This window comes from Burkholderia pyrrocinia, assembly GCF_001028665.1.
Lineage (GTDB): Bacteria > Pseudomonadota > Gammaproteobacteria > Burkholderiales > Burkholderiaceae > Burkholderia > Burkholderia pyrrocinia.
In genome coordinates this window covers 45,571-71,313 of record NZ_CP011503.1, presented here as the reverse complement: position 1 = coordinate 71,313, position 25,743 = coordinate 45,571, and the positions used below count along the sequence as shown (strand labels likewise).

Annotated in this window: 23 protein-coding genes and 1 tRNA gene; 19 read left to right on the top strand and 5 right to left on the bottom strand. The window is 65.6% G+C overall.

Annotated elements, in window-relative coordinates; translation table 11 throughout:
* Positions 1 to 81 precede the first annotated feature (81 nt).
* The gene (gene cysE / locus ABD05_RS00340) at positions 82 to 855 is read left to right on the top strand and encodes a serine O-acetyltransferase (protein WP_047901015.1); all 774 of its coding nucleotides are present in this window, start codon (positions 82 to 84) and stop codon (positions 853 to 855) included.
* Positions 856 to 907: 52 nt separating this feature from the next.
* Here cysE and ABD05_RS00335 read toward each other — a convergent pair whose 3' ends face one another.
* From ABD05_RS00335 to ABD05_RS00320, 4 genes are all read right to left on the bottom strand, one after another.
* Positions 908 to 1,708: a UDP-2,3-diacylglucosamine diphosphatase gene (locus ABD05_RS00335; protein WP_047898460.1), complete on the bottom strand. Its 801-nt coding sequence runs from the start codon at positions 1,706 to 1,708 to the stop codon at positions 908 to 910.
* Positions 1,709 to 1,735: 27 nt separating this feature from the next.
* Positions 1,736 to 2,227 (bottom strand): peptidylprolyl isomerase, encoded by a 492-nt coding sequence (locus ABD05_RS00330; protein ID WP_011352518.1) that lies wholly within the window; start codon positions 2,225 to 2,227, stop codon positions 1,736 to 1,738.
* Positions 2,228 to 2,315: 88 nt separating this feature from the next.
* Complete coding sequence (locus ABD05_RS00325) at positions 2,316 to 2,891, bottom strand: peptidylprolyl isomerase (protein WP_047898459.1); 576 nt, start codon at positions 2,889 to 2,891, stop codon at positions 2,316 to 2,318.
* Positions 2,892 to 2,930: 39 nt separating this feature from the next.
* Positions 2,931 to 3,656 carry a tetratricopeptide repeat protein gene (locus ABD05_RS00320; RefSeq protein WP_047898458.1) on the bottom strand — a complete coding sequence of 242 codons (726 nt, stop codon included), beginning with the start codon at positions 3,654 to 3,656 and terminating at the stop codon, positions 2,931 to 2,933.
* A gap of 234 nt (positions 3,657 to 3,890) precedes the next feature.
* Between ABD05_RS00320 and cysS the strand changes: the two genes are divergently transcribed.
* The 7 genes from cysS (at position 3,891) to ABD05_RS00285 (ending at position 12,095) form a co-directional block, all read left to right on the top strand.
* Positions 3,891 to 5,288, top strand: a complete 1,398-nt coding sequence (gene cysS, locus ABD05_RS00315; RefSeq protein ID WP_047898457.1) for a cysteine--tRNA ligase — start codon at positions 3,891 to 3,893, stop codon at positions 5,286 to 5,288.
* Between the two features lie 43 nt (positions 5,289 to 5,331).
* Positions 5,332 to 6,159, top strand: a complete 828-nt coding sequence (locus ABD05_RS00310) for a DNA-3-methyladenine glycosylase family protein (RefSeq protein ID WP_047898456.1) — start codon at positions 5,332 to 5,334, stop codon at positions 6,157 to 6,159.
* Positions 6,160 to 6,262: 103 nt separating this feature from the next.
* The gene (locus tag ABD05_RS00305; protein WP_006478433.1) at positions 6,263 to 7,234 is read left to right on the top strand and encodes an acetyl-CoA carboxylase carboxyltransferase subunit alpha; all 972 of its coding nucleotides are present in this window, start codon (positions 6,263 to 6,265) and stop codon (positions 7,232 to 7,234) included.
* A 46-nt stretch (positions 7,235 to 7,280) separates the two neighbouring features.
* Positions 7,281 to 8,702: a tRNA lysidine(34) synthetase TilS gene (tilS, locus tag ABD05_RS00300; RefSeq protein WP_047898455.1), complete on the top strand. Its 1,422-nt coding sequence runs from the start codon at positions 7,281 to 7,283 to the stop codon at positions 8,700 to 8,702.
* A gap of 343 nt (positions 8,703 to 9,045) precedes the next feature.
* Positions 9,046 to 10,296: an aspartate kinase gene (locus tag ABD05_RS00295; protein ID WP_047898454.1), complete on the top strand. Its 1,251-nt coding sequence runs from the start codon at positions 9,046 to 9,048 to the stop codon at positions 10,294 to 10,296.
* Between the two features lie 113 nt (positions 10,297 to 10,409).
* A tRNA-Ser gene (locus ABD05_RS00290) sits at positions 10,410 to 10,503 on the top strand.
* Positions 10,504 to 10,706: 203 nt separating this feature from the next.
* Positions 10,707 to 12,095 carry a glycosyltransferase family protein gene (locus ABD05_RS00285; protein WP_047901014.1) on the top strand — a complete coding sequence of 463 codons (1,389 nt, stop codon included), beginning with the start codon at positions 10,707 to 10,709 and terminating at the stop codon, positions 12,093 to 12,095.
* 264 nt (positions 12,096 to 12,359) lie between these two features.
* Here the strand turns inward: ABD05_RS00285 and ABD05_RS37245 are convergent, their stop codons facing one another.
* Positions 12,360 to 12,599 (bottom strand): hypothetical protein, encoded by a 240-nt coding sequence (locus tag ABD05_RS37245; protein ID WP_148669043.1) that lies wholly within the window; start codon positions 12,597 to 12,599, stop codon positions 12,360 to 12,362.
* On the opposite strand from ABD05_RS37245, the gene ABD05_RS00280 reads away from it, so the two are divergent.
* From ABD05_RS00280 to ABD05_RS00225, 11 genes are all read left to right on the top strand, one after another.
* Positions 12,594 to 14,123, top strand: a complete 1,530-nt coding sequence (locus tag ABD05_RS00280; protein WP_047898453.1) for a complex I subunit 4 family protein — start codon at positions 12,594 to 12,596, stop codon at positions 14,121 to 14,123. The two genes, ABD05_RS37245 and ABD05_RS00280, sit on opposite strands and share 6 nt — an antisense overlap.
* Before the next feature lie 268 nt (positions 14,124 to 14,391).
* Positions 14,392 to 15,279 carry a ubiquinol oxidase subunit II gene (gene cyoA / locus ABD05_RS00270; protein ID WP_047898451.1) on the top strand — a complete coding sequence of 296 codons (888 nt, stop codon included), beginning with the start codon at positions 14,392 to 14,394 and terminating at the stop codon, positions 15,277 to 15,279.
* Positions 15,280 to 15,282: 3 nt separating this feature from the next.
* On the top strand, positions 15,283 to 17,289 hold the full coding sequence (gene cyoB, locus ABD05_RS00265) for a cytochrome o ubiquinol oxidase subunit I (RefSeq protein ID WP_047898450.1): 2,007 nt from the start codon (positions 15,283 to 15,285) through the stop codon (positions 17,287 to 17,289).
* Positions 17,289 to 17,897, top strand: coding sequence for a cytochrome o ubiquinol oxidase subunit III (gene cyoC / locus ABD05_RS00260; RefSeq protein ID WP_047898449.1), 609 nt, complete (start codon positions 17,289 to 17,291; stop codon positions 17,895 to 17,897). The genes cyoB and cyoC overlap by 1 nt, the downstream gene beginning before the upstream one ends.
* Entirely contained in the window at positions 17,898 to 18,230 is a 333-nt protein-coding gene (gene cyoD, locus ABD05_RS00255; protein WP_011352504.1) for a cytochrome o ubiquinol oxidase subunit IV, read from the top strand. It begins immediately after the preceding gene.
* Between the two features lie 323 nt (positions 18,231 to 18,553).
* A complete protein-coding gene (locus ABD05_RS00250) occupies positions 18,554 to 18,919 on the top strand; it encodes a hypothetical protein (protein WP_047898448.1) in 366 nt (121 codons plus the stop codon).
* Positions 18,920 to 19,055: 136 nt separating this feature from the next.
* Positions 19,056 to 20,939, top strand: coding sequence for an extracellular solute-binding protein (locus ABD05_RS00245; protein ID WP_047898447.1), 1,884 nt, complete (start codon positions 19,056 to 19,058; stop codon positions 20,937 to 20,939).
* A gap of 52 nt (positions 20,940 to 20,991) precedes the next feature.
* Positions 20,992 to 22,035, top strand: coding sequence for a microcin C ABC transporter permease YejB (locus tag ABD05_RS00240; RefSeq protein WP_047898446.1), 1,044 nt, complete (start codon positions 20,992 to 20,994; stop codon positions 22,033 to 22,035).
* A gap of 48 nt (positions 22,036 to 22,083) precedes the next feature.
* Positions 22,084 to 23,181 carry an ABC transporter permease gene (locus tag ABD05_RS00235; protein ID WP_047898445.1) on the top strand — a complete coding sequence of 366 codons (1,098 nt, stop codon included), beginning with the start codon at positions 22,084 to 22,086 and terminating at the stop codon, positions 23,179 to 23,181.
* Entirely contained in the window at positions 23,178 to 24,800 is a 1,623-nt protein-coding gene (locus ABD05_RS00230) for an ABC transporter ATP-binding protein (RefSeq protein ID WP_047898444.1), read from the top strand. The genes ABD05_RS00235 and ABD05_RS00230 overlap by 4 nt, the downstream gene beginning before the upstream one ends.
* Before the next feature lie 128 nt (positions 24,801 to 24,928).
* Positions 24,929 to 25,603: a C40 family peptidase gene (locus tag ABD05_RS00225; protein WP_047898443.1), complete on the top strand. Its 675-nt coding sequence runs from the start codon at positions 24,929 to 24,931 to the stop codon at positions 25,601 to 25,603.
* Positions 25,604 to 25,743 lie beyond the last annotated feature (140 nt).

Here is a 25,743-nt window from a genome sequence, read left to right as displayed (position 1 = left end):
GGACGTCATAAGCAAATTACCCGGCGCGATAACGGCCGGTCATCGCCGGCGGTGCGCGCCGGCCTTTTCCCCGATCAGATCATGTTCACGAGACTGCGCGAAGACGTTGCAACGATTCGCGAGCGGGATCCCGCCGCTCGCAGTGCCTGGGAAGTGCTGACCTGTTATCCGGGGCTGCATGCGCTCGTGCTGCACCGTTTCGCGCATGCCTGCTGGCGCGCGAAGCGCTACTGGCTTGCACGTTTCGCGTCGCAGGCCGGGCGGTTCCTGACGGGCATCGAGATCCACCCCGGTGCGACGATCGGCCGGCGCGTGTTCATCGATCACGGCATGGGTGTCGTGATCGGCGAGACGGCGATCGTCGGCGACGACTGCACGATCTACCAGGGCGTGACGCTGGGCGGCACGTCGCTCACGCGCGGCGCGAAGCGCCACCCGACGCTCGAGGCCGGCGTGATCGTCGGCGCGGGCGCGAAGGTGCTGGGCGGTTTCACGGTCGGCGCGGGCGCGAAGATCGGCTCGAACGCGGTCGTCGTGAAGCCGGTGCCGGCGGGCGGCACGGCGGTCGGCAATCCGGCTCGCATCGTGATGCCGGCACAGCCGAAGCCGCAGCCGGAACGCGCGGCGTTCTGCGCATACGGGATCACGCCGAACGCCGACGATCCGATGTCGCTCGCGATTCACGGCCTGATCGATCACGCGGCGAAGGAAAGCCGCCGTGTCGACGAGATCGTCGCGGCGCTCGAGCGGCTCGGCACGCATCTGGAAACGCTGCAGGGCGCCGATGCGGCGCGCCTCGACCTGCGCAGGCTGTCGGCGGTGCTGGAAGGAAAGACGGTCGAGCGCCAGGCGTAATGCAATGTACGCCGCCGGCTGCCGGTCGGTACGACGGCAGCGGCGGGCGGCGTCAGTCGAGCGGCATCGCGTGGATGCCTTCCGCGTCGACGCGCAGGTAGCCGCCGCGCGGCTTGCCGTGGTCGAGATCCCAGTCGGGCAGCACCCAGCGTATGCCGCCCGGTTCGGCGTGGCTCGCCGGGCGGTGCGTGTGGCCGTGAATGATCACGGCCGCGCGGCTCTTCCGGAACAGTGCGGCCACGCCTTCGCGCGTGACATCGTAGATCGCCGAAGCGGGGCGCATCCGGCCTGCTTCGCTGTTCGAGCGCATGCGTTGCGCAAGCGCGCGGCGCCAGCGCAGCGGCCACGCGAGAAACAGCCATTGCGCGACGCGGTTGCGCGCGAAGCGGCGGAACACCTGGTAGCCGCGGTCGGCCGTGCATTGCGCGTCGCCGTGCGCGAGCACGATGCGCTGGCCGAACGCCATGATCAGCGAAGGATCGGGCAGCAGCATCGCGCCGGCTGCCTTCATGAAGCGCCGGCCGAGCAGGAAATCGCGGTTGCCGTGCATCACGTAGAGCGCGATCCCGCGTTCCGAGAACGTGTGCATCAGCGCGGCCATGCGTGCCGCGAACGGATCGTCGTCGAGGATATCGTCGCCGATCCAGTATTCGAACAGGTCGCCGAGGATGAACACCGAGTCGGCGCTGTCGGCGGTGTATTTCACGAAATGCTCGAACGCGGCGACCGTCTTCGGAATCGCTTCGCTCAGGTGCAGATCGGAGAGAAACAGGAACGGGCGTGCGGCTTGCGCGTATTCGCGCTCGCCCGGCACGCCCGCGGAGACGCTTCGCGGCGGACTCTCCTGCAACATCGAAGTGCCTCCGTTACTTGCTGTGCGTCAGACTACGACGGCCTTCTCGATCACGACGTCGTCGGCCGGCACGTCCTGGTGGAAGCCCGCGTTGCCCGTCTTGACGCCCTTGATCTTGTCGACCACGTCCTGGCCTTCGACGACCTTGCCGAACACCGCGTAGCCCCAGCCCTGCGGCGTCGGCGACGAGTGGTTCAGGAAGTCGTTGTCGTTCACGTTGATGAAGAACTGGGCGGTCGCCGAGTGAGGATCGTTCGTGCGCGCCATCGCGACCGTGTAGTTGTCGTTCTTCAGGCCGTTGTTCGCCTCGTTGTCGATCGGCGCGTCGGTCGGCTTCTGCTTCAGGCCCGGCTCGAAGCCGCCGCCCTGGATCATGAAGCCGTTGATCACGCGATGGAACACGGTGCCGTCGTAGTGGCCCTTCTTCACGTAGTTCAGGAAGTTCTCGACCGTCTTCGGTGCCTTCGCGGCGTCGAGCTCGAGCTTGATCACGCCGTGGTTCGTATGCAGTTCAACCATGATGAATTCCTTCGGTGAGGCGGTTTAAATGGCACGCGGCCGGTCGTGCGACGCGGCCGCGTGAGTCGCCGGACGTGCCGGCAGGTTCTTACTTCGAGACGATGCTGGCCGATTCGATCAGGATCGGTTGGGCGGGCACGTCCTGCATCGGGCCGCGCGAGGTCGTCGCCACGCCTTCGATCTTCTTCACGACGTCGAGACCCGACACGACCTTGCCGAACACCGCATAGCCGTTGCCGTCCGGGTTCGGGTAGTCGAGGCCGTTGTTGTCGACCGTGTTGATGAAGAACTGCGCGGTGGCCGAGTTCGGATCGCTCGTGCGCGCCATCGCGATCGTGCCCGTCAGGTTCTTCAGACCATTGCGGCTCTCCAGCGGGATCGGCGCGCGGGTCGGCTTCTCCTCGAAGTTGGTCTTGTAGCCGCCGCCCTGGATCATGAAGCCCTTAATCACGCGATGGAAGATCGTGCCGTTGTACTGGCCGGCCTTCACGTAATCGAGGAAGTTGGCGACCGACTTCGGCGCCTTCTCCGGGTAGAGCTCGACGCGGATGTCGCCCTGCGAGGTCTTCAGCTGCACGACGGGGTGCGCGGTGGCCGTTTGCGCGAACGCGGGCGCAGTCGCGAGTAGGGCGGCGCCGCCAAGCGCCAGCAACAGACGTTTCATTGCGATCCTCAGGTTGGGAAGGAAAGGAGGCCGCGCCGCTTATTGCGACGGCGGCGCGACGTACGGCGCCGCCAGTGCGCCCGACGGACCGCTGAACTGGAACGTCGGCGACATCGGCAGCGTGGTGGTGCTCACGTTCGCGGCTGCGCGATTGGTGTAGTCGCGCGTGGCCGGCGTGACCGCGCGGGCATTCGGCGCGGCCTTCGGCGGCGACACGATCTTCTGCAGGTCGGCGAGGCGCTGCGCGGTCGCGCCGCTCGTGCGGCCGAGCGATTGCGCACGCTTGTACGATTCGGCCGCGAGGCGCAGGTACAGGTCGCCGAGGTTTTCGTACGCGAGCGAGTAGCTCGGGTTCGATTGCGTCGCCGTGACGAGCGCGGTGCGCGCTTCGTCGTAGCGGCCGTGCTTCGCGTAGAGCGCCGCGAGGTTGTTGTACGGCTCGGGCAGTTCGGGATACGCCTGCGTGATCGCGACGAACTGCTGGATCGCGTCGTCGTCGCGGTTCAGGCGGGCCAGCACGGTGCCGCGCTTGAACTGCGCCTGCACGTCGTGCGGGTTCGACGCGATGCGCGCGTCGAGCTGCGCGAGCGCCTGCTTCCACTGCTTGCCGGCGATCGACGCGTCGATTTCGGGGGTGCCGTCGGCGGTGGCCGGGGCCTTCTGCGCATGCGCTGCGGGGGCCGCGAACAGCGTCAGCGCGACGCCCATGACGGTGGTCGCAACGAGGGTCGCAGCGCTCGGCGCGCGGCCGCGATGAGGTTTCATAGGCGTAAATCGGAATGTTATACTCCGAGCCATTCTAACAAAACGTCTGCGCGTTCCGGCGAGCCGCAGGCAGTCTTTCTTAGCCTCTCGTGGCCGTCACCGCTGTGCTTGCAGCCTGACCGCCCCATGTGATAGCGAGGACGCTCGGCCTGGCGCCGCAGCAGATGGTCCGTCCGCTTCGCATGCTGGGCGAGCTTCGCCAGGGCGGTTTCCTTCGGCTCACGGTTCATCTCTATGGAATCACTGCGCATCTACAACACGCTCGCGCGTGACAAGCAAGTTTTCGTGCCGCGCCAGTCCGGCGAAGTGCGGATGTACGTATGCGGGATCACCGTCTACGACTATTGTCACGTGGGCCACGCGCGCATGCTGGTCGTGTTCGACCTCGTCCAGCGCTGGCTGCGTGCGATCGGCTACCGGGTCACGTACGTGCGCAACATCACCGACATCGACGACAAGATCATCCGCCGCGCGGTCGAGAACGGCGAGACGATCAAGTCGCTGACCGACCGGTTCATCGGTGCGATGCACGAGGATGAAGGCGCGCTCGGCATCCAGCGGCCCGACATCGAGCCGCGCGCGACGCAATTCATTCCGCAGATGCTCGGCATGATCGAGACGCTCGAGACGAACGGCTACGCGTACCAGGCGACCGACGGCGACGTCAATTACTCGGTGCGCAAGTTCGCGAACTACGGGAAGCTGTCGGGCAAGTCGCTCGACGATCTCCGCGCGGGCGAACGCGTCGCCGCGAACGACGCGAAGGAAGATCCGCTCGATTTCGTGCTGTGGAAACGCGCGAAGCCGGAAGATCCGGAAGGCGCGTCGTGGGCGTCGAAGTACGGGATGGGCCGCCCGGGCTGGCACATCGAGTGCTCGGCGATGGGCTGCACGCTGCTCGGCGATCATTTCGACATCCATGGCGGCGGGCAGGATCTGCAGTTCCCGCACCACGAGAACGAGATCGCACAGAGCGAAGGCGCGACCGGCCAGACGTTCGTCAACTACTGGATGCACAACGGCTTCGTGCAGGTCGACAACGAGAAGATGTCGAAATCGCTCGGCAACTTCTTCACGATCCGCGAAGTGCTCGAACGATACGACGCCGAAGTCATGCGTTTCTTCATCGTGCGCACGCATTACCGGTCGCCGCTCAATTACAGCGACGTGCATCTCGACGATGCGCGCGCGTCGCTCACGCGTCTCTATACCGCGCTGAAGGATGTCGAGGCCGACACGCTCGCGCTCGACTGGAACGAGCCGCACGCGCAGCGTTTCGCGGCCGCGATGAACGACGACTTCAACACGCCCGTCGCGGTGGCCACGCTGTTCGAGCTGGCGGGCGAGGTGAATCGCACGCGCGACGCATCGCTCGCGCGGCAACTGAAACAGCTGGCGGGCCTGCTCGGCCTGCTGGGCCGCGAACCGCGCGCGTTCCTGCAGCAGGCGTCCGGCGCCGCGCAGGCGGGCGGGTTCGCTGCCGACGAGATCGAGGCGAAGATCGCCGCGCGCGTCGCGGCGAAGCAAGCGAAGGACTATGCCGAAGCGGACCGGATCCGGGCGGAACTGCTCGAGGCCGGTATCGCACTTGAAGACAAACCGGGCGGATCGACCGAATGGCGTCGCGTATGAGCGCGGTGCGTTCCACTGACCGATCCGTCAGGTAGGAGGCAGGATGGCAACGGCCAGAAAAGCGCCGGTCAGGCGCGCGACCCCGGTCGCCGCGCGTCCGGCAGCCAAGCGCGTGCCGGCGGCGAAGGCGGACGCGTCGCGCGCCGCGCCGAACGGCGCGCTCAACGGTCATGTGCAGCCGGCGGCCGCGCTGCCGGCCGCCGACGCGGCCCGCAAGACGCGTGTGTCCGAAGCGGACGGCGTGGAGGTCGTCGTGCGTCCTGCGTACTGGGACAAGGCGTGCGCCGACCTCGTCAAGCGCGACCGGATCCTGAAGAAACTGATTCCGAAGTTCGGTCCCGCGCATCTCGTGAAGCGCGGCGACCCATTCGTCACGCTCGCGCGCTCGGTCGTCGGCCAGCAGATTTCGGTGCCGTCCGCGCAGTCGCTGTGGGCGCGCATCGAGGATGCCTGTCCGAAACTCGCACCGCAGCCGGTGATCCGGCTCGGCGCGGACAAGCTGATCGCGTGCGGGCTGTCGAAGCGCAAGACCGAATACATCCTCGATCTCGCGCAGCATTTCGTGTCGGGCGCGCTGCACGTCGACAAATGGACGTCGATGGACGACGAGGACGTGATCGCGGAACTCACGCAAATCCGCGGCATCAGCCGCTGGACGGCCGAGATGTTCCTGATCTTCAACCTGTCGCGGCCGGATGTGCTGCCGCTCGACGACCCGGGCCTGATCCGCGCGATCAGCGTCAATTACTTCAGCGGGGAACCCGTCACGCGCAGCGAGGCGCGCGAGGTCGCGGCCAACTGGGAACCGTGGCGCACCGTTGCGACCTGGTATATGTGGCGCAGCCTCGATGCGCCCGACGCCGACGCCTGAGCGTCGGCTATCGGGTTTTAAACATCAATAGTTGAGAGCCGGTTTTGAGTGTCGCCCGCGCGGGTAGAATACGCGCTGCCGCAAGACCCAAGGATTCGAACACATGAAGACCACGTTTCTGGATTTCGAACAGCCGATCGCCGAACTTGAAGCCAAGATCGAAGAGCTGCGATTCGTGCAGGACGACTCGGCTGTCGATATTTCGGAAGAAATCGAGCGGCTGTCGAAGAAAAGCCAGCAACTGACGAAGGACCTCTACGCGAACCTGTCGCCGTGGCAGGTTTCGCAGATCGCGCGGCACCCGCAGCGTCCGTACACGCTCGATTACGTCGCGGAACTGTTTACCGATTTTCACGAGCTGCACGGCGACCGTGCATTCGCGGACGATCTGTCGATCGTCGGCGGCCTCGCGCGCTTCGGCGGCCATCCGTGCATGGTGATCGGTCACCAGAAGGGCCGCGACACGAAGGAGCGCGCCGCGCGCAACTTCGGGATGCCGCGTCCGGAAGGCTATCGCAAGGCCGAACGCCTGATGCGTCTCGCCGAGAAGTTCGGGCTGCCGATCTTCACGTTCGTCGACACGCCGGGCGCGTACCCGGGCATCGGCGCGGAAGAGCGCGGCCAGTCGGAGGCGATCGGCCGCAACCTGTACGTGATGGCTGAACTGAAGACGCCGATCATCACGACGGTGATCGGCGAGGGCGGTTCGGGCGGCGCGCTCGCGATCGCCGTGGCCGACACCGTGATGATGCTGCAGTTCTCGACCTACTCGGTGATCTCGCCGGAAGGCTGCGCGTCGATCCTGTGGAAGAGCGCCGCGAAGGCGCCGGAAGCCGCGGAAGCGCTGGGCCTGACCGCGCACCGCCTGAAGGCGCTCGGCCTGATCGACAAGATCATCAACGAGCCGCTCGGCGGCGCGCATCGCGATCCGAAGGGCATGGCTGCGCTGCTGCGCCGCGCGCTCGCCGATTCGCTGCGCCAGTTCCAGGGCATGAGCATCGATGCGCTGCGCGAGCGCCGCTTCGAGCGCCTGATGGCCTACGGCAAGTTCAAGGAAACCACGCCGGGCGCATGACCGGCCGCGTGTTCAATCCGCGCGCCGCTGCGCGCGCGTCCCTCTCGTGATCCCACCGACCGAATTCTCCGCCGACCGCGTCGTACTCGACGCGGTCGGCGTTGCGCTTTCCGGCATGCCGTCCGATGCGCGCATCGCGATCGCCTACAGCGGCGGCCTCGATTCGACGGTGCTGCTCGACGCGGCCGTGCGTGTTGCGGGCGCGTCGCGTTGCGTCGCGCTGCACGTGCATCACGGCCTGAGCGCGAACGCCGACGCGTGGGTCGCGCATGCCGAAGCGCAAGCGGCGCGGCTCGGCGTCGAATTCGAGTCGATGCGCGTCGACGTGCCGCGCGACAGCGGCCTCGGTATCGAGGCGACGGCCCGCGAGCGTCGTTATGCCGCGCTCGACGCGATGTGCGAGCGCCATGGCGCTGCCACGCTGTGGCTCGCGCAGCATGCGGACGACCAGGCCGAGACCGTGCTGCTGCAACTGCTGCGCGGCGCGGGGATCGCGGGGCTCGCCGCCATGGCGCCGCGCTACCGTCCCGACGGCGCGAGCGTCGAGCGCGTGCGTCCGTTGCTGCGATTGTTGCGCGCGCAACTCGAGCGCTATGCGGCGCAGCACGCGCTCGGATGGATCGACGACGAATCGAACAGCGACACGCGTTACGCGCGCAATGCGCTGCGCATCGACGTGCTGCCGGCACTGGCCGTGCATTTCCCGGGCTTTCGCGACGCGCTCGGTCGCGCGGCCCAGCATGCGGCCGCCGCGCAGCGGCTGCTCGACGATCTGGCCGAACTGGATTTCGCCGTCGCCGCACGCGATGACGGGCGTGCGCTGTCGCGCGAGTCGCTGGTCGCGTTCGACGACACGCGCGGCGCGAACCTGCTGCGCTTCTGGATGCGCCGGCTCGGTTTGCCGGGCGCGTCGGCCGCCCGGCTCGCCAACATGATGAGGCAGTTGCGCGCCGCGCACGACGCGCATGCACTGCGCGTCGAACACGCGGGGCAGTGCCTGCGGCTCTATCGCGACGTCGTCTACTGGGAGGCGGGCGACAGCGCCGAACCGGCCGACGACGGCACGGGCACGCCGCACCCGGAGGCGGCGCTCGCGTGGGACGGGCAGGAAGTCTGGCACCTGCCGGGATGGCGCGGCACGTTCGTGTTCGCGCCGGCCGACGCAGGCAGCGCCGGCGCGGTGCCGGAGGCGCTGCTGCGCGGTGCACGGCTCGCCGCGCGCGCCCGGGCGGGCGGCGAGCGGATGCGCACGTCGCCGGGCGGCCCGGGCCGGACGCTGAAGAACCTGTTCCAGGAGCGCGGCGTGCCGGCATGGCAGCGCGACGTGCCGCTGCTGTTCGCGGGCGACCGGCTGATCTACGTGCCGCGACTGGGCGTGAACTGCGACGGCGAGTTGTTAGGCAGCGGGCCGTCCGGCGGCGGCGCGTGGCGCCGGATCGAATGGCGTCCCGACCTGCTGATCGCGTAACGGCGGGCAGGCTTTCGGCGGCGCGATGGCGCGCCCATTTTCACCATTTGGTAAACAGCGCCGGAACGGCCGCGGACACGGCGGGCGGCTTGTCAAGCGGGCTTCTATCGGGTACGCTCGGTCGTTTGCTCGGCTCGATTTTTGAGCGATTTGTGCAGGTTTCCCGCGTGACGTACCCGGTTTGCGCGGCCTGATCGGCCTTCCGGGCAAATTCCGTCACGCTTGCGCGTTGCGTCCCAGCCGTCCCCCTCGTCGTCCGTCCACAGCCACAAGCCGCGTGACCGAACGGCAACCCGGCCTGCCCAGCGCGCCCGTGCGGTTTCTCCTCCAGTTCAGAACGACAATGGCACTCATCGTACACAAATACGGCGGCACTTCGATGGGCTCGGTCGAGCGCATCAAGAACGTCGCGAAACGCGTCGCAAAATGGCATCAGGCCGGGCACCAGATGGTGGTCGTGCCTTCGGCGATGTCCGGCGAAACCAACCGTCTGCTCGGTCTTGCGAAAGAGATTTCGAGCCAGCCGAGCCCGCGTGAGCTCGACATGATCGCGTCGACCGGCGAGCAGGTCAGCGTCGGCCTGCTGTCGATCGCGCTGCAGGAAATCGGCGTCGAGGCCGTGAGCTACGCCGGCTGGCAAGTACCGATCAAGACCGACAGCGCGTTCACGAAAGCGCGCATCCACTCGATCGACGACGAGCGCGTGAAGGCCGATCTGAACGCAGGCAAGGTCGTGATCATCACGGGCTTCCAGGGCGTCGATCCGGACGGCCACATCACGACGCTGGGCCGTGGCGGCTCGGACACGTCGGCGGTGGCGGTCGCGGCTGCGCTGGGTGCCGAAGAGTGCCTGATCTACACGGACGTCGACGGCGTCTACACGACCGATCCGCGTGTCGTCGAAGAGGCGCGACGCCTTGATCGCGTGACGTTCGAGGAGATGCTGGAAATGGCCAGCCTCGGCTCGAAGGTCCTGCAGATCCGCTCGGTCGAATTCGCCGGCAAATTCCAGGTGAAGACGCGCGTGCTGTCGAGCCTGACCGATCCGCTGATTGCGCTCGACGAAGAAATGTGCTCGGGCACCCTGATTACTTTTGAAGAAGACGAGACCATGGAAAAGGCAGTCATTTCCGGCATCGCGTTCCAGCGCGACGAAGCACGCATTGCTGTGATGGGCGTGCCCGACAAGCCCGGCATCGCGTATCAGATCCTCGGCCCGGTCGCCGACGCGAACGTCGACGTCGACATGATCATTCAGAACCAGAGCGTCGAAGGCAAAACCGACTTCACGTTCACGGTCGGCCGCGGCGACTACCAGAAGGCGATGGACATCCTCACCAACCAGGTGAAGGGCCACGTGAACGCCGAGCAGGTGCAGGGCGACCCGAAGGTGTCGAAGGTGTCGGTCGTCGGCGTCGGCATGCGTTCGCACGTGGGCGTCGCGAGCAAGATGTTCCGCACGCTGTCGGAAGAGGGCATCAACATCCAGATGATCTCGACGTCCGAAATCAAGATTTCGGTGCTGATCGACGAGAAATACATGGAACTGGCCGTCCGCGCGCTGCACAAGGCATTCGAACTCGACCAGGCATGATGAAATTTTCGTGATGCGATGACGAAATTGCATCACGGAAATTGACGCGCGGTTCGAAACCCTATACTATCTCGTTCTCGTCGCACTGCCTCCCTGGTGCGAGCGAAAGTTTGGGAGACGTGGCCGAGAGGTCGAAGGCACTCCCCTGCTAAGGGAGCATCTGGGCCAAAACCTGGATCGAGGGTTCGAATCCCTCCGTCTCCGCCAAAAGCGGTGACAAAGCCCCGCAAGTTCTCGGACTTGCGGGGCTTTTTCTTTTTCCGGCGCACCTCGCGCAAAACATTCGATGGCTGCCACCGGATCTCGTTCGTGGACGGGATCGGTCGTGGCAGCCAGTCAGGCAATGAGTGCTCGACTTGAGCAGTGGTAATGCGCTACATATCGCGTATCGATTGGCGCGACTCAAGGTGATGCTCTTGGCCAGCCCGCACTCCGTCCTGACCGTCCTCTCTCATCGAGCTGTCGACGGACTCGTCGACAACCACGACCGCTACGCGCGACAGCATGGCTACCGCCATGCGACGGTCGACGGCATGCACGTGTATGGCGAGCGCCAGCAGGTCCTGCACAAGTACCACGCGATCATCGCGCAGCTCGTCACGATGGAGCCGGATGCATTGCTGCTCGTGCTCGATCCGTTCTCCGTCGTATTCGACCCGCACGCGTTGCCGGATGTCGCGCACGGTTACGATGCGATCGTCACGACGCAGACGCCGAAGTCGGCGCTGCCCGCCGCAAGCGGCATGATCTTCCGCAACGTGCCCGACGTGCGGGAGCGGTTGCGCAAGCTGGTGGTCGAACTGGGCAAGTGGGCGATGCACCTTCCGGAGCGGCAACACGCGTGCGAGGCGACGTTGCTGGCCGAGTACTTTCCGCCGCTGCGGTTCGACGCGCCGCTCGCGAACGGCCATTTCGCGTCGGTCCAGACGGTCTGGAGCGACGGCATCGCGATCGATTCGATCGCCGGCGCCCGGCCGCTCGTGGCGCACCAGGCCCCCGAGTGGCGGGAAGTGGAGGGCGTCTGGGTGCCGGCGGCCGACTATGACTTCCGCTATGTGGCAGCGCTCGTCGACGATGCCGAACGCTACCAGCGCGGCGATCCCCCGCGCGCGATGGACGACTGGCGTGCCGCGCAGCAGCGAACGCGCGACGCGGAGCGGCATGTGAATCCGCAGGCGCGTGTTGCGTTCGTGACCCTGCATACGTCGCATATCGCGGGCTATGGTGACCTGCACGAGGAGAACTTCGTTCGCTACTGCACGCGGCACGGTTACGCGTACCACGCGTATCGCGAGGCGCCCGCATTCCTGCCGGGCGGCATCGATGCGAACTGGGCGAAGCTGCATCTGATTCGCGAACATCTGCCGCATCACGCGTTCGTGTTCTGGGTCGATGCGGACATCCTGGCGATCGATCAAAGTCAGGCGGTCGACAGCACGATCGATGGCCGCGACTTCGTGATTGGTACCGACCACACGGCCTGGGCGATCAACTCGTGCATGATCGGCGTGCGCAACGTGGCGCCGATGCGCGAACTGGTCGAGCGCATCTGCGCGCGCATCGAGAGCTTCGGCGACCGTTCGTCGGTCTACGCGAGCGGCGGCGACCAGCAGGCGATCTATGTGGAACTGCTGGAGTCCGGCATGATCGATGCACACCATATCGTCGATGCGATGACGCTCGCGTCATCGCCGGTCTATGCGACGCGCGACAGCCGCTTCGTCCATTTTCCCGCGCAACACGACCACTATCGCGCGGTGACGATGCGCGTATGGGACCGTCTGAGCCATCAGCGCTAGCAGCCGGGAACATGAACGATACGGTGCCTGCTGCGACGCCGAGCGGTGGCGTGGTCATTCGCCCGACTCGCATCGAGCAAGGCAAATTGAAATGAAATTGAAAGTGTTGACGTAAGGCTGGAAGCGTCGCGCGATCGCCATCCGGCACGGCGTCAACCATCGTGCTCCGGCCCTCGGAAATAATGCGTCGGCGTCAAAATTGCGGCGCTGCGTCGATTTACACGACCTCTCTCACAGCGCAATACAAAAAATTACTCATAAAAATCAGCATTCTGCGCGTGCGCCGAAAATCGATGCGCTGCTGCGCTGCAAAAAATAATCGGTCGCCTTATGCTGGTTAACCCGATTGCGCTTGAGCGGCATCAAGTTTTTCCGTGATGCCGCTTTACATTTTGCCAACATTGGCGATTCACGAAATCTATCTGTCGATTTGATTTCGTTTCTTTCGTCTCGCCTGTCACCGATGCAGTGCGCGACCTTCCTCAAGGCCTTGTTGACATGCATGATTTCTCTTTCCTGAGCCTGGCCATCTGGGTTCCGATCGTGTTCGGCGCGTGCCTGCTGCGCGCCGGTTCCGACCATCATCCACGCCGGACGCGGCTGATCGCGCTCGCCGGCGCGCTGGCGGGGCTTGTCGCCGTCGTCCCGCTGGTCGCCGGTTTCGATGCGCATTCGGCCGCGATGCAGTTCGTCGAAAGCCGCAGCTGGCTGGCGGCGTTCAATTCGGGATGGCGGGTCGGCATCGACGGCGCGTCGCTGTGGCTCGTCGTGCTGACCGCATTCACGACGCTCGTGGTGGTGGTCGCGTCGTGGGAGTCAGTCACGGTGCGCGTCGCGCAGTACTACGCATCGTTCCTGATCCTGTCGGGGTTGATGGTCGGCGTGTTCGTCGCACAGGACGGGCTGCTGTTCTTCATCTTCTTCGAGGCGACGCTGATCCCGCTTTACCTGCTGATCGGCACGTGGGGGCGCGAGCGCCGCGTGTACGCGGCCGTGAAGTTCTTCTTCATTTCGTTCGCCGGCTCGCTGTTGCTGCTGATGGCGATGCTGTACCTGTACGCGCAGTCGCATACGTTCGACATGGCCGTGTGGCGCACGCTGCAGCTCGGTTTCGCACCGCAGTTGCTGGTGTTCCTCGGCTTCTTCGCCGCGTTCGCGGTCAAGGTGCCGATGTGGCCGGTTCACACGTGGCTGAGCGACGTGTACACGGACGGCCCGACGGGCGCCGCGCTGATGCTCGCGATGCTCAAGCTCGGCGGCTACGGGTTCCTGCGCTTCGCGCTGCCGATCACACCTGACGCAAGCCATTTCTTCGCACCGGCCGTGATCGCGCTGTCGCTGTTCGCGATCGTCTATGCGAGCCTGATCGCGCTCGCGCAGACCGATCTCGGCAAGCTGCTCGCGTACTCGACGGTCGCCCACATGGGTATCGTCACGCTCGGGTTGTTCCTGTTCAACCGGATCGGCGTCGAAGGCGCGATCGTGCAGCTCGTGTCGTACGGCTTCGTCGCCGGCGCGATGCTGCTGTGCGTGAACGTGCTCGTCGATCGCACGAAGCAGCGCGAGATTGCCGCGTACGGCGGGGTGGCGGGCGTGATGCCGCGTTTCGCGACCTTCACGCTGCTGTTCGCGATGGCCAACGTCGGCCTGCCGGGCACGTCGGGGTTCGTCGGCGAGTTCATGGTCATCATGGGCGCGATTCGTTTCAACTTCTGGATCGGCGCAATCGCCGCGCTGACGCTGATCCTCAGCGCGTCGTACACGCTGTGGATGCTCAAGCGCGTCGTGTTCGGCAAGGTTGAGAGCCAGCGGATCGCGAAGCTCGCCGACCTGAACCGTCGCGAGATCGTGATGTTCGCGTCGCTCGCGCTGATCGTGCTGGCGATCGGCATCGATCCGAAACCGTTCACCGACGCGATCGATCCGACCGTCGGCAAGCTGATCGACGAAGCCAGCCATTCGAAGGTGCCGGCAGCGGACGGCCCCGTGCACGCGCAACCGTCGTACATGGCGTCGACGCACGGCTGATCGCGGCACGCCGCGAGGGCGGGGCGCATCGCACGGCGGCGATCGTTGCGCACACATCGATTGCGGTCCGGCGCGTGCGGCGCCGGGCCCGCTTCCGGCTGCGTGAAATTGCCCCGCGACAATGTGACTCACGGCAGATTCTGCAATGATGATTTGCCGCATCCACCGGTTTTTCATCGCATTCGCGCGACGTATGATTCGGCCACTTTCGTGGATCGAATGCGCATCGGGCATACGCAAACGGATTCAATGACCCTCGGGCTGTGTGATGAAAACAAGAGCTTCAAGAGGCTGGTCGGCGCTGATGTCAATCGGCGCGGCGCTGAGCCTGTCAGGCTGTAATTTAGATGTACTAAATCCGAAAGGAAGCGTGGGTGCCGCCGAAAAGGCGCTGATCGCGACATCCACCTGGGCGATGCTGGTCGTCGTCGTGCCGGTGATCCTGCTTACGCTGTGGTTCGCGTGGCGTTACCGCGCATCGAACCGCAACGCAACCTACGCGCCGAACTGGTCGCACTCGACCGCGATCGAAGTCGTGATCTGGACCGTGCCGACGCTGATCATCCTGTTCCTCGGCGTGCTCACGTGGAAGACCACGCACGAGCTCGACCCGTACAAGCCGCTCGAGTCGTCGGTGAAGCCGATCGACGTCGAAGTCGTCGCGCTCGACTGGAAGTGGCTGTTCATCTATCCGGAACTCGGCATCGCGTCGGTGAACCAGCTCGCGATTCCCGTCGGCACGCCGGTGAACTTCCGCATCACGTCGGATTCGGTGATGAACTCGTTCTTCATCCCGCAGCTCGGCGGCCAGGTCTACGCGATGGCCGGCATGCAGACGCGCCTGCACCTGATCGCCGACGAGCCCGGCAACTACGCGGGCACGTCCGCCAACTTCAGCGGCCGCGGTTTCTCCGACATGAAGTTCCGCACGCTCGCCGAGCCGCGCGAACAGTTCGACGCATGGGTGCAGAAGGTGAAGGCGTCGCCGGACCGGCTCGACGCGACCGTGTACGGCACCGTCGCGCAGCCGAGCGAGAAGGCGCCCGTGCGCTACTTCTCGTCGGTCGATCCGCGGCTCTTCCACAACATCATCGCGAAATACAACGATGGCCACGTCCTCGACCTGAAGGACGCCGCCTGCGGCACGAAGGGGTAACGCATGTTCGGCAAACTCACACTATCGGCGATCCCGTTCGATCAGCCCATCATCATGGTGGCCGGTGCCTTCATGGGGCTGGCCGTGCTGGGCATTCTCGCCGCGCTGACGATCACCGGCCGGTGGAAATGGCTGTGGACGGAATGGCTTACGACGGTCGACCACAAGAAACTCGGCGTGATGTACATCATCGTCGCGCTGATCATGCTGCTGCGCGGCTTCGCCGACGCGATCATGATGCGCATGCAGCTCGCGCTCGCGTACAACGCGCCCGGTTACCTGCCGCCGCACCACTATGACCAGATCTTCACGGCACACGGCGTGATCATGATCTTCTTCATGGCGATGGTGTTCATGGTCGGCCTGATGAACCTGATCGTGCCGCTGCAGATCGGCGCGCGCGACGTCGCATTCCCGTTCATCAACTCGCTGAGCTTCTGGATGACGGCGGTCAGCGCGATCCTGATCAACATCTCGCTCGTGATCGGCGAATTCGCGCAGACCGGCTGGCTCGCCTACCCGCCGCTGTCGGAGCTGCAGTACAGCCCGGGGGTAGGAGTCGACTACTACCTGTGGGCGCTGCAGATCTCGGGCGTCGGCACGCTGCTGACCGGCGTGAACTTCTTCGTGACGATCATCAAGATGCGCGCGCCGGGCATGACGCTGATGAAGATGCCGGTGTTCACGTGGACCGCGCTCTGCACGAACGTGCTGATCATGGCGTCGTTCCCGATCCTGACCGCGACGCTCGCGCTGCTCGGCCTCGACCGTTACCTCGGCATGCACTTCTTCACGAACGAAGCCGGCGGCAACGCGATGCTGTACCTGAACCTGATCTGGGCGTGGGGCCATCCGGAGGTGTACATCCTGATCCTGCCGGCGTTCGGCATCTTCTCGGAAGTCATCGCGACGTTCGCGAAAAAGCCGCTGTTCGGCTACAAGACGATGGTGTACGCGACCTGCGCGATCATGGTGCTGTCGTTCCTCGTGTGGCTGCATCATTTCTTCACGATGGGCTCGGGCGCGAACGTGAACGCGTTCTTCGGCATCATGACGATGATCATCGCGATCCCGACCGGCGTGAAGGTGTTCAACTGGCTGTTCACGATGTATCGCGGCCGGATCGAATTCACGACGCCCGTGCTGTGGACGATCGGCTTCATGGTCACGTTCACGCTCGGCGGCATGACCGGCGTGATGATGGCGATTCCCGGCGCGGACTTCGTGCTGCACAACAGCCTGTTCCTGATCGCGCACTTCCATAACGTGATCATCGGCGGCGTGCTGTTCGGCTATCTCGCGGGCTTCAACTACTGGTTCCCGAAGGCGTTCGGCTTCAAGCTGAACGAGAAGCTCGGCAAGGCCGCGTTCTGGTTCTGGCAGGTCGGCTTCTACGTCGCGTTCGTGCCGCTCTACGTGCTCGGCTTCATGGGCATGACGCGCCGGCTCAACCACTACGACAACCCGGCATGGCATCCGTGGCTGCTGGTTGCCGCGTTCGGCGCCGTGCTGATCGCGATCGGCATTGCGTGCCAGTTGCTGCAACTGGTGGTCAGCATCCGCAACCGCAACCTGCCCGAATACCGCGACACGACGGGCGACCCGTGGGGCGGCCGCACGCTGGAGTGGGCGACCTCGTCGCCGCCGGCCGACTACAACTTCGCGGTGATCCCGCAGGTGCGCACGCTCGACGCGTATGCGGACATGAAGGCGCGCGGCGAAGGCCGGCCGAACCCGGCGTCGATTCGCGATATCCACATGCCGTCGAATACCTGCGCGGGCCTCGTGGTCGCGATTTTCAGCCTGGTACTCGGCTTCGCGCTGGTGTGGCACATCTGGTGGCTCGCGATTGCCGGGCTCGTCGGGATCGTCGCGACGCTGGTGATCTACAGCTCGCGCGATAACGACGGCTACTACATCCCCGCGTCGACGGTGCGGAAGATCGAAGACAAGCAGCCGACCAAGCGCGTGGCCGCGCGTGTCGACGACGTGGAACTGGAGGCCAACTGATGTTGCAGAAAACCTTGAGCGCAACCCTGCTCGAACACGACGACCATCCGCCGTCGCATTCGGTGTTCGGTTTCTGGCTGTACCTGATGACCGACTGCGTGATCTTCGCGGCGCTGTTCGCGACGTTCGCGGTGCTCGGCCACCAGTATGCGGGCGGGCCGACCGCGAAAGACCTGTTCGACATTCCGGGCGTCGCGGTGGAAACCGCTGCGCTGCTGCTGTCGAGCATCACGTACGGTTTCGCGATGCTCGCTGCGTACAAGCAGCGGCGCGGCGCGCTGCTCGCGTGGCTCGCCGTGACGTTCGTGCTCGGCGCGGCGTTTCTCGCGATGGAACTGCGCGAGTTCTCGCACCTGATCGCGGAAGGCGCCGGCCCGCAGCGCAGCGCGTTCCTGTCAGCGTTCTTCACGCTGGTCGGCACGCACGGTCTGCACGTGACGGCCGGCCTGCTGTGGATGATCGTGCTCGCCGGGCAGATCGCGTTGCGCGGCGGCGACCTGACCGATCGCGACCTGCGGCGCCTGACGTGCCTGAGCCTCTTCTGGCACTTCCTCGACATCGTGTGGATCTGCGTGTTTTCCTTTGTCTATCTCGCGAGCGTGATCTAAATGGCCCATTCGCATTCGTCTCAACTCGAAGAAGGGCACGGCAGTGTCGGCGGCTACGTCGCCGGTTTCATCCTGTCGGTGCTGCTCACGGCCGCGTCGTTCGGCCTCGTGATGGGCGGCGTGCTGTCGCCGCATGCGTCGCTGATCGCGCTCGCCGTGCTCGCGTTCGTGCAGATCGTCGTGCACCTCGTGTACTTCCTGCACATGAACGGTTCGTCGGGCCAGCGCTGGAACGTGATGGCATTCAGCTACACGGTGCTGACCGCGGCGATCCTGATCGTCGGCACGCTGTGGGTGATGCACAACGTCAGCATGAACATGATGTCGCGCTGAGCGGCGTCGCGGCGCCGGGTTCGATATCTGCGCGCGTTGATGAACAAAAGGCGGCGCGCAAGTGCCGCCTTTTTGTTTTGTCGCAGTGCGCGCCGCGCAAGGCGGTCGACGGCGAGACGACGGTGAGCGCATCGGGGCGCACGAGCGCGAGCCGGACGGGTTTCGGCAGCCGGCGAGGGCAGGGCCGGCGCCGATTGTTACAAGACGTTAGCGCACCCTTCCCGTTGCGATGCCGCGCATCAGTTCTTACAAACGTGAAATATGCGGAGACCACGCTTGCCGCTATAGTCGAATCACACATGACACAACCAGAAGAGGAATCCATGAAGACCTTGCGTGTTGCCTCGCTCTTGACCGGTATGGCGGCCTTGCTCGTGTCGGGCGCAGCAATGGCGGGAGTCAATGTCGGGATCAACGTCGGCGTGCCGGCACCGGTTTACGTCGCGCCCGCGCCCGTGTATGTGCCGCCGCCTCCGCCGCCGGTTATCTATCAGCCGGCGCCCGTGTATGCACCTGCACCCGTCTATATGCCGGGGCCGGCGATCGTGATCGGCTGGCATGGCGACCGCTACTGGGACGGCCGTCGCTATTGGGGCCGCGACGAGTGGTATCGCCATCATGGCCGCGGCTGGGGCGGCGATCGCGATCGTGGTCACTGGGATAACGGCCGCCACAACGGCTGGCGCTGATCGACACGCGGCGCACGTGTGATACGTGCGTCCGCTCATGAAGAAACCGCCCGCGTGGCGGTTTTCTTTCGGCTCGAAGGATTGAATGGGTAGAATCGTCCCACGTTACACCCCTCATTCAACCGACAGGGCCTCTATGACGAAGGGTTCGCCCCGGGCCGCCGCCGCGCGCGTCCGCTTCGCCGCGCTGCGTGCCGTACGGGCCGCCGGCCGCGTTGCCGCGGTGTTTGCGATGCAGGCTGCGCTGGCCGTGCCAGCCGCGCATGCGGCCTACGCCATTGCGCAGTACGGCGAGCCGAAATATCCGCCGGGCTTCAAGCATTTCGACTACGTCAACCCCGACGCGCCGAAGGGCGGCACGCTCGTGCTCGCGAACCCGAACCGGCTGACGTCGTTCGACAAGTTCAATCCGTTCACGATGCGCGGCAACCCCGCGCCGGGCATCGACATGCTGTTCGAGAGCCTGGCGACCGGTAGTTCGGACGAACCGGCATCCGCGTACGGGCTGCTTGCCGACGATATCGACATCGCGCCCGACCGCCGTTCGGTCACGTTCCACCTGAATCCGCGCGCACGGTTCTCGAATGGCGATCGCGTCACGGCCGACGACGTCAAGTTTTCGTTCGACACGCTGAAGAGCAAGCTGGCCGCGCCGCAGTTCGGCGCGTATTTCGCGGAGATCGCGAAGGCCGTGGTCGTCGACCCGGCCACCGTGCGCTTCGAGTTCCGCAGCGCGAATCGCGAGCTGCCGCTGATCGCCGGCGGCGTACCCGTGTTCTCGCGCAAGTGGGGATTGCGCGCGGACGGTTCGCGCATCCCGTTCGACCAGCTCGCGTTCGAGCAGCCGATCGGCAGCGGCCCGTACCTGATCGAGCGTTACGACAACGGCCGCACGATCACCTACCGGCGCAACTCCGCGTACTGGGGCGCCGACCTGCCGGTGCGGATCGGCACCCACAACTTCGAGCGGATCGTCTACAAGCTGTACGGCGACGGCGTCGCGCGGCTCGAGGCGTTCAAGGCCGGCGAATACGATGTGCTCGTCGAATACATCGCGCGCAACTGGGCGCGACGCGACGTCGGCAAGCGTTTCGACAGCGGCGAGCTCGTCAAGCGCGAATTCCGCCAGCACAACGGCGCGGGCATGCAGGGCTTCTTCATGAACCTGCGCCGGCCGCTGTTCCGCGACGTGCGGGTGCGCCAGGCGCTCGATCTCGCCTTTGACTTCGAATGGCTGAACCGGCAACTGTTCTACAGCGCCTACACGCGTCTCGACAGCTATTTCGCCGACACCGACCTGCAGGCGACCGGCACGCCGGGCGCAGGCGAGCTGAAGCTGCTGGAGCCGCTGCGCGCGCAGCTCGACCCGGCCGTGTTCGGTCCGATGGTCACGCAGCCGGACACGAACCCGCCGGGCTCGCTGCGCGCGAACCTGCTGAAGGCGCGCGCGCTGCTTGCGCAGGCCGGCTGGACCTATCGCGATGGCGCACTGCGCAATGCGAACGGCGAGCCGTTCACGTTCGAGATCCTCGACGATGCGGGCGGCGCGATGGAAGGTGTCGTGACCGCGTACCAGCGCAATCTGGCGAAGCTCGGTATCGAAGCACGCTTTCGCACGGCCGATTTCGCGCTGTTGCAAAAGCGACTCGATGCGTTCGACTACGACATGACGACGGTCCGCTTGCCGGGCGTGCAGGTGCCGGGCGCCGAGCAGTTCTCGCGTTACGGCAGCAAGTTCGCCGACGAACCGGGCTCCGACAACATCGTCGGGCTGAAGTCGCCGGCCGTCGACGCGCTGCTGCACGCGCTCGGCACCGCGCAGACGCGCGACGAGCTGCTCGACGCGACGCACGCGCTCGACCGCGTGCTGATGCACGGCTACTACGCGGTCCCGCAGTGGTACAGCACGACGCACCGGATCGCGTACAAGCGCACGCTCGCCTATCCGCAGACGCTGCCGCTGTACTATTCGGCCGAGGGCTGGGTCGTGTCGACCTGGTGGGCGACGCCCGCTCACTGACCCGCGCCGGCCCTTCGTCCAACCCAGCCTACCGATCACGAGTCGACGCCCTATGTGGAGCTACATCCTCAAACGCCTGCTGCTGATGATCCCGACGCTCGTCGGCGTGCTGACCCTCACGTTCGCGGTGATCCAGTTCGTGCCGGGCGGCCCGGTCGAGCAGGCCGTGCAGGAATTGCGCAAGGGCGCGACGGAGCAGGGCGCGGTGCCGTTCGGGATGCGTGCGCACACCGGCGTCGACGCGCAGCAGCTCGCGCAACTCAAGGCGCTGTACGGTTTCGACAAGCCACCGCTCGAGCGCTACTGGCTGATGCTGAAGCGCTTTGCGCGCTTCGATCTCGGTGACAGCTACTTCCGCCACCAGAGCGTGTGGTCGCTGGTCGTGCAGAAGCTGCCCGTGTCGATCAGCATCGGGCTCTGGACGTTCTTTCTCACGTACCTCATATCGGTGCCGCTCGGCATCGCGAAGGCGGTGCGCAACGGCTCGCCGTTCGATGTCGCGACGAGCCTCGTCGTGCTCGTCGGTTATGCGATCCCGGGCTTCGTGCTCGGCGTGCTGCTGCTCGTGCTGTTCGGCGGCGGCTCGTTCTGGCAGCTCTTTCCGCTGCGTGGGCTCACGTCGGACAACTTCGCCGGGCTGTCGCTCGTCGGCAAGGTGCTCGACTATCTGTGGCACATCGCGCTGCCGATCACGGCGTCGGTCGTCGGCAGCTTCGCGGTCATCACGATGCTCACGAAGAATGCGTTCCTCGACCAGATCCGCCGGCAATACGTGCTGACCGCGCGTGCGAAGGGGCTCTCCGAGCGCAGCGTGCTGTGGAAGCACGTGTTCCGCAACGCGATGTTGCCGCTGATCGTCGGCTTCCCGGCCGCGTTCATCGGCGCGTTCTTCACCGGCAGCCTGCTGATCGAGACGCTGTTCTCGCTCGACGGCCTCGGGCTGCTGTCGTACGAGTCGGTCGTGCGGCGCGACTATCCGGTCGTGCTCGGTACGCTGTACCTGTTCACGCTGATCGGGCTCGCGACCAAGCTGATTTCCGACCTCTGCTATGTGTGGGTCGACCCGCGCATTCAATTCGACAACCTGGAGCGCTGACATGAAACAGTCCGTCCGCATGCCCGGCGTCATCGGGCGAGGGTCGCGATGAACCGGGCCGTCGTGTCGTCCCGCATCGACGCCGCGCGCGCGCGCGTGTCGCCGTCGCCCGCGCGCCGCGTGTGGCAGCGCTTCACGCGGCAGCGCCTCGGCTACTGGAGCTTCGTGATCTTCGTCGTCGCCTTTGCCGCGAGCCTCGCGGCGCCGCTGTGGTCGAACGACAAGCCGCTCGTCGTGCGCTACGACGGCCAAACCTATTTCCCGCTGTTCCAGACGTACCCGGAGACGACCTTCGGCGGCGATTTTCCGACGCCGGCCGACTATCTCGATCCGTATGTGCGCAAGCGGCTCGAGGCGCCCGGCAACTTCGTCGTCTATCCGCCGAACCGCTATTACTACGACACGCTGAACTATTTCTCGAACGTGCCGAACCCGGCGCCGCCGTCGCGCGCGAACTGGCTCGGCACCGACGCACATGGGCGCGACCTGCTCGCGCGGCTCGTGTACGGGTTCCGCATCTCGGTCGAGTTCGGGCTGATCCTGACCGTGATCGGCACGCTGCTCGGGATCGCCGCCGGCGCGGTGCAGGGTTTCTTCGGCGGACGCATCGACATCGTCGGGCAGCGGCTGATCGAGATCTGGAGCTCGCTGCCCGAGCTGTACCTGCTGATCATCTTCGCGTCGATCTTCGAGCCGAGCTTCCTGCTGCTGATCGTGCTGTTGTCGCTGTTCGGCTGGATCGGGCTGGCCGACTACGTGCGCGCGGAATTCCTGCGCAACCGCACGCAGGACTACGTACGCGCGGCACGCGCGATGGGGCTCACGAACTGGCAGATCATCTGGCGCCACGTGCTGCCGAACAGTCTCACGCCGGTAATCACGTTCCTGCCGTTCCGGATGAGCGGCGCGATTCTCGCGCTGACGAGCCTCGATTTCCTCGGGCTCGGCGTGCCGCCGCCGACGCCGAGCCTCGGCGAGCTGCTCGCGCAGGGCAAGGGCAACCTCGACGCGTGGTGGATCTCGCTGTCGACGTTCGGCGTGCTGGTCGCGACGCTGCTGCTGCTGACCTTCATGGGTGACGCGTTGCGCAACGCGCTCGACACGCGGATCGCCGATTCGGTGCGCGCGGCGGGAGGCCAGCGATGAGCGAAACGGTCGTATCGAAGCACGACGAGCCGCTGCTGTCGCTCGAACGTCTGCATGTGCGCTTCGGCGACACGGTCGCGGTGGAGGACGTGACGCTCGCGATCGGCCGCGGCGAGCGCGTTGCGCTGGTCGGCGAGTCGGGGTCGGGCAAGAGCGTGACCGCGCTGTCGATCCTGCGGCTGCTGCGCGATGCCGACGTGAGCGGCGCGATCCGCTTCGCGGGGCAGGACCTGTCGGCCAAGAGCGAACGCGAGATGCGCGGGCTGCGCGGCTCGGACATCGCGATGATCTTCCAGGAGCCGATGACGGCGCTCAACCCGCTGTATACGATCGGCGAGCAGATCGGCGAGACGATCGTGCTGCACGACGGTGTATCAGCGGTCGAGGCGCGCAAGCGCGCGATCGCGCTGCTCGCGCGCACGGGCATCGCGGAACCCGACAGGCGTGTCGACAGCTACCCGCACCAGTTGTCGGGCGGCCAGCGGCAGCGCGCGATGATCGCGATGGCGCTCGCGTGCCGGCCGCGCCTGTTGCTGGCCGACGAGCCGACCACCGCGCTCGACGTGACGATCCGAGCGCAGATCGTCGACCTGCTGCTGGAACTGCAGCGCGAGGAAGCCGAAAAGCGCGGGATGGCGATCCTGCTGATCACGCACGACCTGAATCTGGTGCGGCACTTCGCCGATCGCGTCGCGGTGATGGAGAACGGCCGGCTCGTCGAGAGCGGGCCGGTCGAGCGGATCTTCGCGGAACCCGAGCATCCGTATACGCAGCGGCTGCTGAACAGCCGGCCGCAACGCGCGGTCGCGCCGGTGATGCCGATCGCGCCCGTCGTGCTCGACGCGCGCCACGTGAGCGTGCAGTTCGCGCGCAAGCGGCCGGGTTTCGCGGGCTGGTTCGGCACGGTGCCCGTGACGGCCGTCGCGGACGTGTCGGTGTCGGTGCGGCAGGGCGAGACGCTCGGCATCGTCGGCGAATCGGGTTCCGGGAAGTCGACGCTCGCGATGGCGCTGCTCGGGCTGCAGAAGACGGTCGGCGGCGAGATCGAATTCCAGGGGCGCGCGCTGTCGACCTATCGCGGCCGCGAACAGACGGCGCTGCGTTCGAACATGCAGGTCGTCTTTCAGGATCCGTTCAGTTCGCTTTCGCCGCGTCACACGATCGAGCGGATCGTCGGCGAGGGGCTCGAACTGCATCGCCCGGAGATGACGCCCGACGCGCGCCGCACGAAATCGCTCGCGGTGCTGCGCGAAGTCGGCCTCGACCGCACGGTGCTGCACCGTTATCCGCACGAATTCTCGGGCGGGCAGCGTCAGCGGATCGCAATCGCGCGCGCGCTGGTGCTGGAGCCGCGCATCCTGATCCTCGACGAGCCGACTTCCGCGCTCGACGTGTCGATCCAGCAGCAGGTGCTGAAACTGCTCGCGAATTTGCAACAGAAATACAACCTCGGCTACGTGTTCATCAGCCACGACCTCGAGGTGATCGGCGCGATGGCGCACCGCGTCGCGGTGATGCAGGACGGCGCCGTCGTCGAGTCGGGAGACGTGACCGACATCTTCACCAGGCCGTCACATCCTTACACACAAAAGCTGTTGAAAGCGGTCTGGAAAGCGTGATAGACGTCCAATGGTCTGACCATCTCGATTGTATTTTTTAATTTGTTTTGACAAACGATTACGCGCTGGCTAGTATCGACCGAAATTTTCCGCCAATCAGCTGATTTTTAAGCACATTCCATCGACCAATGCAGCATCGATCCCTGACCCAGGCATGCGCGCGCACCATCGCCGGGCTGTTCATCGGCGCCCTGTTCGCAGCAGCTCCCGGCGCGTTCGCCGACGAAGTCAGCAGTTTTAACCAGAATGTCACGAATTCGACTCAAAACGGGTCGGGTTCTTCCCTCCAGCAGACCAGTGCCCAGCCGTCGAGCGGCGGCGCGAAGTCGTTCCTCGCCGGCATGGCGGGCAAGGCGGGCGACGTCGTCGTCGGCGCGCTGAACATGATCGGCGTGCGCTATCGCTGGGGCGGCAACTCGCCGGATTCGGGCCTCGACTGCAGCGGCTTCGTCCGCTATGTGTTCCAGGACACGCTCGGCATGTCGCTGCCGCGTCGCGCGGAAGAGATGAGCCGGGTCGGCGAGAAGGTGAGCATGAGTAACCTCAAGCCGGGCGATCTCGTGTTCTTCAACACGATGCGCCGCACGTTCTCGCACGTCGGCATCTATATCGGCGACAACAAGTTCGTGCACTCGCCGTCGACGGGCAGCACCGTTCGCGTCGACGATCTCGATAGCGGCTACTGGGAAAAGCGTTTCACCGGTGCGCGCCGGATCGAATCGCAGTTCCCGATGAAGCCCGAAGACTTGCGCCAGCGCGTGCGCGCGACGCTCGGCGACGATTCGGCGAACGGCAACAACTGACGTTCGCCGGTCCGTCAGGCCGGATCGAAAAAACCCTGTCACCGAAAGGCGGCAGGGTTTTTTGCTTTGGGGCCTGCGCAGGCGACGACGCGGAAGCCGTTCCGCCGGTCGCGGGGCGGCGGCGCGTGCCGTCCCGTCCC

Coding starts and splice junctions, on each gene's coding strand:
- ABD05_RS37245 (WP_148669043.1), bottom strand. CDS start 12,599: ATGCATGTCAACAAGGCCTTGAGGAAGGTCGCGCACTGCATCGGTGAC.
- cyoD (WP_011352504.1), top strand. CDS start 17,898: ATGGCCCATTCGCATTCGTCTCAACTCGAAGAAGGGCACGGCAGTGTC.
- cysS (WP_047898457.1), top strand. CDS start 3,891: ATGGAATCACTGCGCATCTACAACACGCTCGCGCGTGACAAGCAAGTT.
- ABD05_RS00320 (WP_047898458.1), bottom strand. CDS start 3,656: ATGAAACCTCATCGCGGCCGCGCGCCGAGCGCTGCGACCCTCGTTGCG.
- ABD05_RS00225 (WP_047898443.1), top strand. CDS start 24,929: ATGCAGCATCGATCCCTGACCCAGGCATGCGCGCGCACCATCGCCGGG.
- ABD05_RS00310 (WP_047898456.1), top strand. CDS start 5,332: ATGGCAACGGCCAGAAAAGCGCCGGTCAGGCGCGCGACCCCGGTCGCC.
- ABD05_RS00330 (WP_011352518.1), bottom strand. CDS start 2,227: ATGGTTGAACTGCATACGAACCACGGCGTGATCAAGCTCGAGCTCGAC.
- cyoB (WP_047898450.1), top strand. CDS start 15,283: ATGTTCGGCAAACTCACACTATCGGCGATCCCGTTCGATCAGCCCATC.
- ABD05_RS00235 (WP_047898445.1), top strand. CDS start 22,084: ATGAACCGGGCCGTCGTGTCGTCCCGCATCGACGCCGCGCGCGCGCGC.
- cyoC (WP_047898449.1), top strand. CDS start 17,289: ATGTTGCAGAAAACCTTGAGCGCAACCCTGCTCGAACACGACGACCAT.
- cyoA (WP_047898451.1), top strand. CDS start 14,392: ATGAAAACAAGAGCTTCAAGAGGCTGGTCGGCGCTGATGTCAATCGGC.
- ABD05_RS00250 (WP_047898448.1), top strand. CDS start 18,554: ATGAAGACCTTGCGTGTTGCCTCGCTCTTGACCGGTATGGCGGCCTTG.
- ABD05_RS00305 (WP_006478433.1), top strand. CDS start 6,263: ATGAAGACCACGTTTCTGGATTTCGAACAGCCGATCGCCGAACTTGAA.
- ABD05_RS00335 (WP_047898460.1), bottom strand. CDS start 1,708: ATGTTGCAGGAGAGTCCGCCGCGAAGCGTCTCCGCGGGCGTGCCGGGC.
- ABD05_RS00230 (WP_047898444.1), top strand. CDS start 23,178: ATGAGCGAAACGGTCGTATCGAAGCACGACGAGCCGCTGCTGTCGCTC.
- cysE (WP_047901015.1), top strand. CDS start 82: ATGTTCACGAGACTGCGCGAAGACGTTGCAACGATTCGCGAGCGGGAT.
- ABD05_RS00240 (WP_047898446.1), top strand. CDS start 20,992: ATGTGGAGCTACATCCTCAAACGCCTGCTGCTGATGATCCCGACGCTC.
- ABD05_RS00280 (WP_047898453.1), top strand. CDS start 12,594: ATGCATGATTTCTCTTTCCTGAGCCTGGCCATCTGGGTTCCGATCGTG.
- ABD05_RS00285 (WP_047901014.1), top strand. CDS start 10,707: ATGCTCTTGGCCAGCCCGCACTCCGTCCTGACCGTCCTCTCTCATCGA.
- ABD05_RS00295 (WP_047898454.1), top strand. CDS start 9,046: ATGGCACTCATCGTACACAAATACGGCGGCACTTCGATGGGCTCGGTC.
- ABD05_RS00245 (WP_047898447.1), top strand. CDS start 19,056: ATGACGAAGGGTTCGCCCCGGGCCGCCGCCGCGCGCGTCCGCTTCGCC.
- ABD05_RS00325 (WP_047898459.1), bottom strand. CDS start 2,891: ATGAAACGTCTGTTGCTGGCGCTTGGCGGCGCCGCCCTACTCGCGACT.